Source organism: Actinomyces dentalis DSM 19115, assembly GCF_000429225.1.
In the GTDB taxonomy this organism is placed as follows: Bacteria; Actinomycetota; Actinomycetes; order Actinomycetales; family Actinomycetaceae; genus Actinomyces; species Actinomyces dentalis.
On record NZ_AUBL01000035.1, the window covers coordinates 34,821 to 48,018 of the forward strand.

At 72.1% G+C, this 13,198-nt stretch carries 10 protein-coding genes; 4 read left to right on the forward strand and 6 right to left on the reverse strand.

Annotation, left to right across the window (positions count from 1 at the left end; translation table 11 throughout):
- Positions 1-18: 18 nt before the first annotated feature.
- Positions 19-1,623: an ABC transporter permease gene (locus G446_RS0109000; protein WP_026409899.1), complete on the reverse strand. Its 1,605-nt coding sequence runs from the start codon at positions 1,621-1,623 to the stop codon at positions 19-21.
- Complete coding sequence (locus G446_RS0109005) at positions 1,620-2,558, reverse strand: ABC transporter ATP-binding protein (protein ID WP_026409900.1); 939 nt, start codon at positions 2,556-2,558, stop codon at positions 1,620-1,622. The genes G446_RS0109000 and G446_RS0109005 overlap by 4 nt, the downstream gene beginning before the upstream one ends.
- Positions 2,559-2,620: 62 nt before the next feature.
- Here G446_RS0109005 and G446_RS0109010 point away from each other — a divergent pair, with 62 nt between their 5' ends.
- Together G446_RS0109010 and G446_RS19320 are read left to right on the forward strand one after the other, a co-directional pair.
- Positions 2,621-3,295 (forward strand): TetR/AcrR family transcriptional regulator, encoded by a 675-nt coding sequence (locus G446_RS0109010; RefSeq protein ID WP_026409901.1) that lies wholly within the window; start codon positions 2,621-2,623, stop codon positions 3,293-3,295.
- Positions 3,296-3,452: 157 nt separating this feature from the next.
- Entirely contained in the window at positions 3,453-4,604 is a 1,152-nt protein-coding gene (locus G446_RS19320; RefSeq protein WP_084779121.1) for a LysR family transcriptional regulator, read from the forward strand.
- Positions 4,605-4,835: 231 nt separating this feature from the next.
- Here the strand turns inward: G446_RS19320 and G446_RS19980 are convergent, their stop codons facing one another.
- On the reverse strand, positions 4,836-4,985 hold the full coding sequence (locus G446_RS19980; RefSeq protein WP_156916599.1) for a hypothetical protein: 150 nt from the start codon (positions 4,983-4,985) through the stop codon (positions 4,836-4,838).
- A gap of 869 nt (positions 4,986-5,854) precedes the next feature.
- On the opposite strand from G446_RS19980, the gene G446_RS0109030 reads away from it, so the two are divergent.
- Entirely contained in the window at positions 5,855-6,139 is a 285-nt protein-coding gene (locus tag G446_RS0109030) for a hypothetical protein (RefSeq protein WP_026409904.1), read from the forward strand.
- Between the two features lie 840 nt (positions 6,140-6,979).
- Here the strand turns inward: G446_RS0109030 and G446_RS0109035 are convergent.
- Entirely contained in the window at positions 6,980-7,567 is a 588-nt protein-coding gene (locus G446_RS0109035; RefSeq protein ID WP_026409905.1) for a GDSL-type esterase/lipase family protein, read from the reverse strand.
- Between the two features lie 187 nt (positions 7,568-7,754).
- On the opposite strand from G446_RS0109035, the gene G446_RS0109040 reads away from it, so the two are divergent.
- Entirely contained in the window at positions 7,755-8,651 is an 897-nt protein-coding gene (locus tag G446_RS0109040) for a MerR family transcriptional regulator (RefSeq protein WP_026409906.1), read from the forward strand.
- Between the two features lie 64 nt (positions 8,652-8,715).
- On the opposite strand, the gene G446_RS0109045 is transcribed toward G446_RS0109040, so the two are convergent.
- Positions 8,716-12,546, reverse strand: coding sequence for a multifunctional oxoglutarate decarboxylase/oxoglutarate dehydrogenase thiamine pyrophosphate-binding subunit/dihydrolipoyllysine-residue succinyltransferase subunit (locus tag G446_RS0109045; RefSeq protein ID WP_051285872.1), 3,831 nt, complete (start codon positions 12,544-12,546; stop codon positions 8,716-8,718).
- A 279-nt stretch (positions 12,547-12,825) separates the two neighbouring features.
- A partial coding sequence (locus G446_RS20335) for a hypothetical protein (RefSeq protein ID WP_026409908.1) occupies positions 12,826-13,198 on the reverse strand: 373 nt, incomplete at its 5' end.

Genomic DNA, 13,198 nt, shown 5'->3' on the forward strand with positions numbered 1-13,198 from the left:
GCACGATGAGCGGATCGCTCACCCGGCCCGCAGACTGCGCCGCGAGAACACCAGGAGGGACAGCGCCAGCAGCGCCGCGGCCGCCGCGCACTGCCCGGCGATCACCTGCGGGTCCGGGTCGTCCACGGGCAGGCTGCCCACCATGTGCGCAGGCGAGATGTCACGGGCCCACTCGGGCAGGTGCAGAGCCTCCGCCAGGAAGCCGACGACCGCCGTCCACGCCACCGGCACCCATCCGAGCGCGCACCAGCGGGGGCCGAGGGACGCCAGCAGCGCCTGCAGGGCGCCGATGAGCACCACGGGCGGCAGGTAGGCCCAGCCGACCTCCAGGACCGAGGTGACCGGCACGGACCGGTCGGCCACGCCCCAGATGCTCACCCCCAGTACCGATGCGGACAGGCAGAGGACGCAGGCCGCGGACAGCAGCGTCGCGGCCCACCAGCCCAGCCAGAACCGGGACCGCCCGAGCCGGGTGGACAGCACCAGCCCCAGGCGGCCCGAGGACTCCTCGGCGGCCAGGTGCGCGGCGCCCTGCACCGCCGCACTGGTACTGCCGACGATCATGATGATGGCGGCCAGCTGCACCACCAGGTCAGACGCGCGCTCGAGTCCCATGCCGGCCAGCATCGAGGGGTTGGCGGCGATGATCTCGGTCATCTCCTGACTGAACAGTCCGATGAGCAGCGCCCACAGGCACACGAGCGTGAGACAGGTTCCCGTGACCGTGCGCTCCAGTCGCAGCGCCAGCACCCAGGGGGCGGCCGCGCGCGCCGAGCCGCGCGCCGGTCCGGGCCGCGGGGCGATGACGCCCGCGCCAGCGTCGCGGCGCGCGGCCACCGCCGCGGCCACGGCCAGCAGCGCCGCGGAGGCGAGGCAGTAGGCCACCAGGGGCCACGCCCGCGGCGAGTCGAAGGCGCGCACCTCCGGCAGCCACCCCAGCGGGCTCGCCCACGCGGCGTCCCACCCCATGGCGTCGATGACGAAGCGGGTGAGGTAGACCACGCTGACCGCGCCCAGGCCGAGTTGCTGGGCGGTGCGCGCCTGCTGGCACAGCTCGCCCAGGAGCAGGCCGACGGCGGCGAAGAACAGGACGCACGCGCCCACGCCGACCGCGTACCAGGCCGAGCCGACCACGGGCAGGCCGGTCGCCGCCATGGAGGCCGTCAGCCCCGCCGCCGTGACGGCGCAGGTCAGGACCAGCAGCAGGGCGGCGGCGGCCAGCGGGGCCGGCCGTCCCACGCGCGATGCGGTGAGCAGCTCGGTGCGTCCGGCCTCCTCCTGACGCCTGGTCAGTCCGATGGCCGTCACCACGCCCAGGATCGGGAAGAGGATCTGCCCCATGAATCCGACCTCGACGCCGGTGATCCCCCCGAGGGTGTCCAGCGCGTAACCGCGGCCGTTGAAGGCGTTGGAGATGCCCGAGGCGCCCGCGGTCGCGGCGTACTCGACGCGCTGGGCTCGGGTGGGGTAGAGCCCCTCGACGCCGACGGCGATGGCCACCACCAGGGCGATGCAGATGACCGCGACCAGCGCCGGGCCGCGCCATGAGGTGCGCAGCCCCAGGACCGTCATCCTCCCCAGGCCCGCCAGCGGGCGGCTGCGACGGTGCGCGGACCGCGTCATCGCGGCTCACCGCCGTCGTCGGCCTCCTGCCCGGTGTACTGGTCCAGGAAGAGCTGCTCGAGGCTCGGGGGGCGCACGGCGACCTGCAGCGGTCGGGCCGCTGCGATCGCGCTGAGGACCGCGGGCAGCGCGGCGGCCTCGGCCAGCAGCGTGGTGCGGCGGCCCCGCGGTTCGGCCCGGCAGTGCAGGCGGCTGACGCCGTCCATGCGCTCCAGCCCGGGCACGGCGGCGGGGGTGACGACGTCGACGGCGGTGGCGGCGCTGGAGCGCAGCTGCGCCAACGACCCGGTGAAGACGGCCCGCCCGGCGCGCACCACCGTGAGCCGGTCGCACAGGGTTTCGACCTCGGCCAGGATGTGGCTGGAGAGCAGGACGGAGGTTCCGGCGGCTGCGCGCTCGGTGACGACGGCCTGGAAGACCGCCTCCATGAGGGGGTCGAGCCCGGAGGTGGGCTCGTCCAGGACGAGCAGCTCGACGTCGCAGGCCAGGGCCGCCACGAGTGCGACCTTCTGGCGGTTGCCCTTGGAGTAGGTGCGGAAGCGCCGGGTGGGGTCGAGCTCGAAGCGCTCGACGAGCTCGTCGCGGCGGGCCCGGTTCATAGTGCCGTGGAAGCCGCCGAGCAGGTCGACGCACTGGCCGCCGGTGAGATTGGGCCACAGCATGGTGTCTCCGGGCACGTAGGCCAGGCGGGCATGGATGTCGATGGCGCGGCGCCAGGCGTCCTGCCCGAAGACCGCGACCGTGCCCGAGTTGAGCCGGAGCTGGCCGAGCAGTGCGCGGATCGTGGTCGACTTGCCGGCGCCGTTGGGGCCCAGGAAGCCGTGGATCTCACCGGTGCGGACGGACAGGTCCAGTCCGTCCAGGGCGGTGACGGCGCCGAAGCGCTTGACGAGTGACCGCGCCTCGACGACACAATTTGATAGTGACTTGCTCATGAGAGTGACTCTACTTGTTAGGGTGGGGCTGTCAAGAGCCGACGACGCCCCAGGAGAGCCCCGTGTCCGTCCCCTCCAGGCGCTCCGGTGCCGACGCCCCGGAGCATGACGCCGCCGACAGCGCCGCGAACGCCGCCCGCGCGCCGCGGCCGGGCCTGCGCGAGCGCAAGAAGGCGGCGACGATGCACCGCATCCAGGCCGCCGCCCTCGACCTGTTCGAGCGGCACGGCTTCGACGCGGTGAGCATCGAGCAGGTCGCCGACGCCGCCGAGGTCTCACCGTCCACGGTCTACCGCTACTTCGGGACCAAGGAGGGACTGGTCGTCCACGACGAGTACGACGACCGCGTCCTTGAACTGCTCGTCTACTACCTCCAGCGCGACGGCGACCTGGCGCACGTGCTGACCCGGGTGCTGGACGAGCTGTGGCCGGACCACTTCGTCAAGGATGCCGGACCCTCCTGGGTGCGCACCCGCTGGTGCTTCGAGCACCCCTCGATCCAGGGTGCCATGTGGGTCCTGGTCAACGAACAGGTGGAGGTCATCGCTTGGGCCGTGAGCGACTCGCGACGGATGCCGCTGCTGCGGGCCAGGATCCTGGCCTCGGCGACCGTGTGGGGGATCGTGGCGGTCCTGCGCACCTGGTACGAGCAGGACGGGGCGAGCGACCTGCGCGCGGACATCGGCCAGATCATCGACATGCTGGCGCGCCTGGAGCAGACGTCGCCCGGGTCCTGAGACGCGGGGCCGACGGGGGCGCCGGGCCGGCAGGGGCCGGCCACCGTGCTACCCCGGCACCGCGACGAGCAGCCCGGGGACGCCGGGCCGGCAGGGGCCGGCCGAGTGAGGCGAACGGGGGCGATGCCTCCGATGAATCGGTTCGTAGACTGCGCGTGTGAACGATCGACTCAGCCCCGAGGGCCTGCGCTACGCCCAGGCGGTCGCCCGTACCGGCTCCTTCAGCGCGGCCGCCCGGGAGTACGACGTCACCCAGCCGGCGCTGTCCAACGCCATCCGCCGCCTGGAGAAGATCCTCGGAGCCCGGCTGTTCGAGCGCAATACGCGCGGCGCCCGCCCCACCGTCTTCGGCGCGACCATCCTGCCCCGGATCGACGCCGCCCTGGCCGCGCTCGACGCCATCACCGCGGAGGCCCCGCACTGGCGGGCGGGCGAACCGCGGCTCGTGCGCATCGGCGTCTCCCCGCTCATCAGCGCCGACGTCGTCGCCCGCGCCCACAGTGCCGTCGCGGGTCTCCCCGGTCGCGGGCGGGGCTCCCTCGTCCTGCGCGAGGCCGATCTGTCCGAGTTGTGCACGGCTCTCGACGACGACGAGCTCGACCTCATCGTCGTCCCCGCGGTTCTTCCGCTCACCCGTTATCGTCATCGCGTCATCGGCAGCGAGCCGGTCGTGCTCGTCGAGCCGGGGGCGGGCGATGCGGCGGGCCCCGCGAACTTTGCGAGCCCGACGAACTCGGCGGATCCGACGAGCCCTGCGGACCCTGCGGACCCTGCGAACTCGGCGGACCCGATGTGTACGGCAGCCCCGGCAACCTCGATGCGCACGGCGAACCCGGCGAGCCCTGCGGACCCGGCAGGCCCGGCGAGCCCTGCGGCCCCGGCGGGCTCGGCGGATCCAATGCGCACGGCAGCCCCGGCGAGCCCGGCCGAGGCTCGCGCGGCCGCCGCCCGCATTGACGATGTCGCGTGCCGCACCCTTCTCCTGGTCCCCGATACCTGCGGGCTGACGCGGCGGGAGGTGACCCTCGAGGTCACCCTCCCGGCTGGTCCCCGATACCTGCGGGCTGACGACCTTCACCCGCGACCTGCTCGCCGATCGCGGACTGCCGCTTCGGGCCTACTCGGGGGAGGCCGCCAGCTACCGGGTGCTCGAGGACTGGGCGGGGATGGGGCTGGGCAGTGCGCTCCTGCCCCGCTCGAAGGTGACCCGTGTCGATTCGAGTGTGCGGCCCGTGGTCGACGCCCGCGGCGCGGCCATCACGATCGCCTACGAGGCGGCCTGGGACGGCGCGTCGCCGATCGCGGGTGAACTCGAAGTCCTGGTGGAACTCCTCGCCTCCTGAGTTCCGCCTCGTCCTTCGTCGCCACGATTCCATTTTCCACTACCCACCACCGCGCCCCTCCGCCTCCGCTACGCTCCTTTTCCACGACTACGCTCCTTCTCCCTTTGCTACGCTCCTTTTTCTCGTACAGTGAAGGGTGAAGGGGCGTAGCAGAGGGAAAGGGGCGTAGTAGACGTCGCCACGCCGCGAGGTTGACTTCAACGACGACTGGGATCAAGTGGGCTGTCAGTGAGATCGGCTCGAATAACCGCCGGAACCGGCCCGACGACCACCGGAACCGACTGAGCCGGTGTTTTGCCGGAAGCGGTTGAGCCTTTCTTACCGGGAAGGTTATTCAGCGGGTTCATGGCGGCGTTCTACTTGGACCATTCATGTGCGGTTGGACCACGGTGGTCCAACCGTCGTTCTCGAGGGTGAAACGCGCATCTCGACGCCCGGGGCGCGGCGGCGTCGGGCGCCGCGGTCCGCGAGATCGTCGGGTAACCGCCGAGCACGTCACTTAACCCGCGAGCACGTCACTCTGGCAGACGTGCTCGCGGGTTAAGTGACGTGCTCGCGGGTCAAGGTACGATCTCGCGGGTTAAGTGACGTGCTCGCGAGCCGGCCGCGTCACGACATGCGAGACGCCGTCCCACCATGCAAGACGACCAGCAGGGGCGGAGCGGGGTTGGGCGGGGAACCGTCCCGACGACCGGACCGTCACCACGACCTTCACGCTCCACGTCTTCAAAACCACCCCTGAATAACCTTCCGGGAGTGACGGGTTCGTGGGCCCGAATCGGTGCGGTGATGGGGCTGGCCGCGCCCGACGAGGGGCGGTTCCGGCGCTCCACTTCATTCCGCTTGCCGATCGTCCCGCATGGTGGGACGGTATCTCGTATGTCGTGGCGCGGCTGCTCTGCTTGAATCACTTAAATGCGGTTGGGCCACTTATGTTCCGTTGGACCACCGTATTTCGTGAACCAGGTGGTCCAACGGAACATAAGTGGTCCAAGCAGAAGAGCGCCGCCATGAGCCCGCTGGCGACCCCGCGACCTGCACCCGCATCACCGTCCTATGAATATTGATGATCACTCGGAGCGGCTCGCCGGCCAAAATATAACTTTGAGTGATGCAGACATTAGGGAGAACCCTCTACCGAATCAGCCCCGTCGACCCTACGGTGTGGCCAGTGGCGCACCGTCGCAGGGCGCCACCCGACAGTTAAGGAGCCATCATGACCGCATACCTTCAGGTCACCATGACCATCGACCCGGCCGACCGCGCCGCCGGCGCCAAGGTCTACTCCGACTACCTGCAGGAGTTCCTCGACACGGTTCCCGGTGCGAAGACCAAGGAGCTGCTCGTCCGCGACGAGGGCGTCCAGGTCCTCCACGGCTTCGAGACCGCTGAGCAGGCCAGCGCGTACCTGAGCAGCGAGCTCTTCACCACCAAGGTCGTCCCCGGCCTGACCCCGCTGTTCAAGGCCGACCCGGACATCCGCGTCTACACCGTCGCCTGATCGGCGCGACCGGCGCGGTCCGCCCGACCGGGCACAGCAACTGTTGCCGGTTTTGGTGCTCTGGGAGGATCGTTCGGGCCGGCACCCCGGATGTGCTCGGCGGTTTCCGCGTAATTCCGCGGTTCTGGCGGCGGTGCGGTGGGGTGCGGGGCGGAACGATCCTCCCAGAGCGCCATGTCCCGCCCCGGACGGGTTCCGCGGGGGAGGGTTCCTGTCCCGGGAGAGGCCTGGGCGGGGTCAGCCCCCGGACGGGTCCCACGGGGAGGGCTCTGGCGGGTCGGTGGGTCCGTGTAGGTGTTGCCCGCCCCGGACGGGTTCCGCGGGGCGAGGACCCGGGTTCTACTGAGGCGCGCGGAACGCGCGGGGCCTGCGGGATTGGGGCGGAGCGTCCGGGCGGTGCCGGGGCCGGCGCGGCTGGGACCGGGTGTGCGGAGCGGGGACTGGTTGAAGCGGAGTTGCACATTCGACCGGGACCTGTCATCGGAAGATCTGCGGAATCATGCGGAAACATCCCAGCGTTCAACGCCGGTGAAATCCTCCCATGTGCAGGGCGACCCTCTTTGCACATGGGAGAGCATCACCAGGAAGCCGACGATTCGCAAGACCCCCGGAATCGCAAGGAAAACCCGGAATTGGCCCGCGAGGGCGCCCCCGCCCAATGTGCAACTTCACCCGAACGGCCCGAGGAGACCCGCACAACCGGAGAACGATCCGCACCAGGGGACCCGTCCCAGCACGGACAGCCCGGCCCTGCGGCTGCGGGAGCGGCCCGCACCGCCTGGGAGCCCGGGACGGCCGGAGAGCGGGCTGCCTGCCCGCACCGCCCGACCCCGGCCACTATCAGTCCGGTTGCTCGACGCCCAGCCACTCGTACCAGCCGCGGTGCAGCACCAGCCAGGCCAGCAGCCCGTAGCCGGCCTGCCCCGGATGGTCCCGCCCCGCGGCGGTGACGTCGTTCATCCACTGCTCGTGATTGCGCAGCGGTTCGAAGGTGTCCACGAAGGGGATGCCGCGCCGCGCGCACACCTCGCCCACCGCGCGCGATAGCGCCGCCGTCGCGTCCGGGTTCACGCTCGGCAGCGGGGGAGGGCCCACCACGAAGCAGGAGCGGTGCTCGTCGGCGGCCTTGTCGAGGATGTTCGCCACCGACAGGCGACTGCGCGCCGGCGAGATCCTGGCGGCGACGTCGGCCGTCCCGATCCCGACGACGAGACGGTTGATGCCGCCGGGAAGCGAGCGCCGTGCCACCTCGGACTGCCAGCGCTCGGCCAGTTGCGCCGTCGTCTCCCGCGGGACGGTGAGCATGAAGGTGATGGCGTCCACGCCCCGGGTGCGGGCCATGACCCGGCCCGTCCAGCCCAGGGCGCGACCATCGCCGTAGCCGGCGATCAGCTCGTCACCGATGAAGTGGATCCGCGTGTCCTCCACGTCGCCCTCCTGCGCCCGGAACCTGTGCGGGCACGACGCTACCGCGTCCGGCCGTCCGCGGAGTGACGAAGCCCCGGACCCGCGCCCCGCCCGCGGGGAGGTGCGGCGGTGCGCCCCGCCCGGGGCGACGGGGATGGTGGCCGGGCCAGCCCGCGTCCCGCCCGCGGGGCGCGTCCATACTGTCCCCATGCGGGTTGCGGAGATCGCCGAACTGACCGGGACCACGGTTCGCACCGTGCGCTACTACCACTCCCTGGGCCTGCTGCCCGTGCCGGCCGAACGCGGGGGATGGCGCGACTACGAGCTCGCCCACGTGGCCAGGCTGTCGCGGATCCGCTGGCTGGTGCGGGCGGGCCTCTCCCTGGAGGCGGTCGGGCGCATTCTGGGCGAGTCCGACGGCGCCGCCAGCCTCGACCCGGAGGGCGGGCGGGGCGGAGGCGGCGCGCTCGCCGCGCAATCCCCGCAGGCCTCGCAGCCGCGGACCGGGGAGGCCCCGGTGACCGGGGAGGGCGCGACGAGGGCGAATCCGGTCGTGGAGGACCTGGCCGGCGCGTTGGAGGCCGTCGAAGAGCACCTGGACGAGGTGACCCGCCAGCGGGATATGCTCGCCGGCCTGCTGGAGCGGGCCCGCGGCGGGGCGACGGTATCGCCGATGACCCCTCGCATGGCGGCATTCTTCGATCGCATGGAAAGGGCCGCCCCCGACGGGGCCACCCGGGCCACCGTGCGCAATGATCGCGACCTGGTCGACCTGGCCTGCTATCGGGGCCAGATGCCGCCGGAGGCCGAGATCCTCTTCAACGACCCCGACCCGCGGTTCGACGCCGAGTCGCTGGCCCTCTACGCTCAGGATCCCGCCGAATTGTCCGACGAGGAGGTGGAGCGGCGCGCGCGGACCACGGTCGGGAACCTGGAGGCCCAGCTGGATCCCGAGCGCCTCAGGGACTTGGCGCGCAGCGTCGACGTCGGCGCCGTGCGGTCCATATTCCGGTTGACGGCCGCCCTGGAGTACTTCGACATCCGACTCGCCCGGGCCCTGGAGCGGGAGTTCCTGGCCACGATCGAGCGGTGGCGCGAGGGCTGAGCCCGCCGCGCTACCGCCCCCGGGAGAAGATCCACGGCCCGGCGCCCCAGGGCCGGGCCGCGACTCACTCCGGGGCGAAGGCCCGGGCGATGAGCCGGGCCTGGTCGGCCCGGTGCATTCCGATGCTGCCGACGGCGGGGGCGGCGGCCTCCGGCCGGGAGACCAGGCGCACCGGGCCCGACGCCGTCATCGACTCCGGCAGGTGCAGGCCGAGGTAGGGCCACACTCCCTGGTTCGCCGCCTCGTCCTGCACCCAGCGCACCTCGGTCCCGGCGAAGGGGGCCAGGGCCCCGGCCAGCTCGTCGAGGGGCAGCGGGTAGAGCTGCTCCAGGCGCACGATGGCCGTCGCGAAGTCCTTCCGCGCCGTCTGCTCGGCCAGCAGGTCGTAGTAGACGCGCCCGGAGCACACCAGCACCCGGCTCACGCCCGCGCCGGAGGCGACGGCCGAGTCCGTCTCGCCGATGACCGGCCGGAAGACCCCGGAGGTGAAGTCCTCCACCGCGCTCGTGGCGGCCCTGAGGCGCAGCAGCTGCTTGGGCGTGAAGACGACGAGCGGGCGGCGCGGACGCGAGTAGGCCTGCTCGCGCAGCAGGTGGAAGTGGTTGGCGGGCGTGGAGGGCTGGGCCACCCGCATATTGTCCTGCGCGCACATGAGCAGGTAGCGCTCGATGCGCGCCGAGGAGTGGTCGGGTCCCTGGCCCTCCTGGCCGTGGGGCAGGAGCATGACCAGCCCGGAGCGCTGCCCCCACTTCTGGGTGGCGGAGGTGACGTACTCGTCGATGACGCACTGGGCGCCGTTGGCGAAGTCGCCGAACTGGGCCTCCCACATGGTCAGTCCCTCGGGGCGCTCGACGGCGTAGCCGTACTCGAAGGCCAGGGCCGCGTACTCGCTGAGCAGGGAGTCGTAGACGCTCAGCGGCGCCTGGTCCGGGGTGAGGAAGTCCAGCGGTGTCCACTCGGCGCCCGAGTCGTGGTCGTGCAGGACGGCGTGGCGCTGGGCGAAGGTGGCGCGGCGGGCGTCCTCGCCGACCAGGCGCACCGGCACCCCCTCCATGAGCAGGGAGCCGATGGCGATGAGCTCGCCCAGACCCCAGTCGATGCCGCCCTCCCGGGTGGCGCGCCGGCGCCCGGCGAGCATGGCCTCCAGCTTGGGGTGGACGGTGAAGCCCTGCGGGTGGGCGACCTGCGCGTCCCCGATGCGCTCGACGACGCGGCGCGAGACCGCGCTGGTCCAGCCGATCATCATGCCCTGGCCGGCGCGCTGGGAGGCGGGCACCTCCAGTCCGGTGGTCTGCAGGCCGACCTTGGTGGGGTCGGTGGCGTCGATCGTGTCGTTGGAGGGCGGCGGGTCGGCGTGGGCGCGGGCGGCCCGCGCATGGGCGGCCCGGGTCTCGGCGAAGATCCGCTCCAACTCGTCGCGGGAGTCGCGCTCGATCCGCCGGGCGTCCTCGGCGGTGATGTCCCCGCGCCCCACCAGGTCGGCGGTGTAGACCGCGCGGGTCGAGGGCAGGGAGTCGATGAGGCGGTACATGACCGGCTGGGTCATCGACGGGTCGTCGCCCTCGTTGTGACCGCGGCGCCGGTAGCAGATGAGGTCGATGATGACGTCCTTGTGGAAGGCCGCCCGGTACTCGTAGGCGAGGCGGGCGGTGCGGGCCACCGTCTCGGGGTCGTCGGCGTTGACGTGGAAGATGGGCACCTGCAGCCCCTTGGCCAGGTCGGTGGCGTAGGTGGTCGAGCGCGCGGAGGCCGACCCGGTGGTGAAGCCGATCTGGTTGTTGACGATGATGTGCACGGTGCCGCCGGTGCGGTAGGCGGGCAGCTGGCTCATATTGAGGGTCTCGTAGACCACGCCCTGCCCGGCGAAGGCGGCGTCGCCGTGCACGAGCACCGGCATGACCGTGTAGCCCCTCTCACCCAGGCCGATGCGGTCCTGCTTGGCGCGCACGATCCCCTCGACGACGCCGTCGACCGTCTCCAGGTGGGAGGGGTTGGCGGCCAGGGACACGCGGGTGGACACGCCGTCGGTGCCGGTGAAGACGCCGTCGGTGCCCAGGTGGTACTTGACGTCGCCGGTGCTGGCGCCTTCGATGACGCCGGCGCCGTCGAACTCGTCGAAGACCTGCCCGTAGGACTTGCCGGCGATATTGGTCAGCACGTTGAGGCGGCCGCGGTGGGTCATGCCGATGACGACCTCGTCCAGGCCGTCGTGGGCCGCGGCGTCCAGCAGCCGGTCCAGGGCCACGATGAGGGACTCCCCGCCCTCCAGGCTGAAGCGCTTCTGGCCCACGTACTTGGTCTGCAGGAAGGCCTCGAAGGCCTCGGCCTGCTCCAGCTTGGTGAGGATCCGACGGCGCTCGGCGGGGGTGATCGCCGGCCGCTCGCCCTCGAGGTGCTCCTGCCACCAGGCGCGCTGGGCGGGGTCCTGGATGTGCATGTACTCGATGCCGGCGGTGCGGCAGTAGGCGTCGCGCAGGCGGTTGAGGATCTCGCGCAGGGTGGCGCGCTCGGTGCCGCCCAGGCCGCCGGTGGGGAATGCGCGGTCCAGGTCCCACAGGCTCAGCCCGTAGGAGGTGATGTCCAGGTCCGGGTGGCGGCGCAGGCGGTAGGTGAGCGGGTCGGTGTCGGCGGCCAGGTGCCCGCGCTGGCGGAAGGCGTGGATGAGTTCGGCCACGCGCGCGGGCTTGCCGGTCTCCAGGTCGGCGTCGTAGACGGCGTCGCGGGCCCAGACGACCGGCTCGTGCGGGATGCGCAGGGACTCGAAGGCCCGCTCCCAGAACCCGTCGAGCCCCAGCAGCTTGCGCTCCACCAGCCGCAGGAACTCGCCGGAGGCAGCCCCCTGGATGACGCGGTGGTCGTAGGTGGAGGTCAGGGTGAGGGTCTTGCCGATGCCGTGGCGGGCGAGGGTCTTCTCGCCGGCGCCGGCGAAGGCGGCCGGGTAGTCCATGGCCCCCACGCCGACGATGAGGCCCTGGCCGGGCATGAGGCGGGGCACCGAGTGGAGGGTGCCGAACATGCCGGGGTTGGTCAGGGTCACGGTGGTGCCGCGGAAGTCGTCGACGCCGAGCCCGCCCTCGCGCGCCCGGCGCACAAGGGTCTCGCAGGCGGCCACGAAGCCCGCCAGGTCCATGAGGTCGGCCCTCTTGACGGAGGGCACGAGCAGACGGCGCTCGCCGTCGGGGCCGGGGACGTCGACGGCCAGGCCGAAGGCGATGTGCGCGGGCTCGCGGAGCACGGGCCCGCCGGCGTCGTCGACGGCGTAGGAGACGTTCATGGAGGGCATCTCCGACAGGGACTCCACCACCGCCCAGCCGATGAGGTGGGTGAAGGAGACCCTGCCGCCGCGGGTGTGGGCCAGGTGGCCGTTGATAATGGCGCGGTTCTCGATGAGGACCTTGGCGGGGACGGCGCGGGCGGACGTCGCCGTGGGGACGGACAGCGAGGCCTCCATGTTCTTGGCGGTGCGCGCGGCGGCGCCCCTGAGGCGGACGGAGGCGTCCTCGCCGGCGCCGCCGTTGCGGCGGTGCTGGCGGGCCAGTCGCTGGGCGTAGGGGGAGGTGGGCGGGGCGGTGCCCGACGGCGGGGCCGGCGGCAGGTCCGAGCGGGTGACGTCCTGGATGGAGAGGACCTGGCGGTGGAGCGCCGCGCCCGGGCCCGCCGGGTCCTGCGCCGGCCGGGGTCGGGGCGCGGTGTCAGACGGCGGCTGCGCGTCGGCCGGCGGGGGTGGGGTGTCCGACGGCGGGGCGGGGTCCGGGTCCTCGGGGTCCGGGCTTTCGGCGGGCCCGGCGGCCGCGATCACGGCCGGGGCCGCCGCTTCGGCTTCGAAGAGGCTGCGCCACCGGGGGCTGACCGAAGCGGGGTCGGAGCGCCAGGCGTCGCGCATCTCCTCCACCATCCACTCGTTGGCCCCGAAGCCCGCGACACCGCTGTCCCTCGACACTGCCGGTCCCCTCTCGTGGTGCTGCGTCGGCGTGCGGACGAACGTCCCGTGGGGGCGTCCGGTTGGCGCGCCGTGTTCCGCGCCATCCTACGGGCACGGGCCCCCGCCGGGCGCCGAAACGCGGGACCAAAGACTCACTTGCTTCGAGCGCGTGACGACGGCGTGTGGAGAGGCTGCGCGGCCGAGGTGTTCTGTGGATATGGTCGGGGTCGTGCTTCGGGGCCTGTCCGGAGTTCAGAGGGCGTACCACTCGCCCCGGGCCTCGAGTGTGCGAGTGTCACCCGAACGGAGAGCGTCGGCCACGTCTCGCACCAGGTCGTAGCGCGGGTCCTTCTCCCGGCGGAGGCGCTCCAGGTTGGGTTCGAAGGACCAGGATCCGGTCGTCACCCCCGCGGCCAGCAGGTCTCGGAGATTCTCACCAGACTCGCGCCGGTGCTCGGGCGAGTGCGCGAAAAGGTAGAAGCGGCACTCCGCGACGAGAGGCTTCTCGTCGGTACCGGCGAGGGGCAGTGCCCTCGTGACGAGGGCGATCGCGGTTTTATCCCGGCCGGTTGCGAAAAGGAGTTGGGAATAGTTGCCGAGGTTGTTGGCGTGGTTGGGGTCGGCG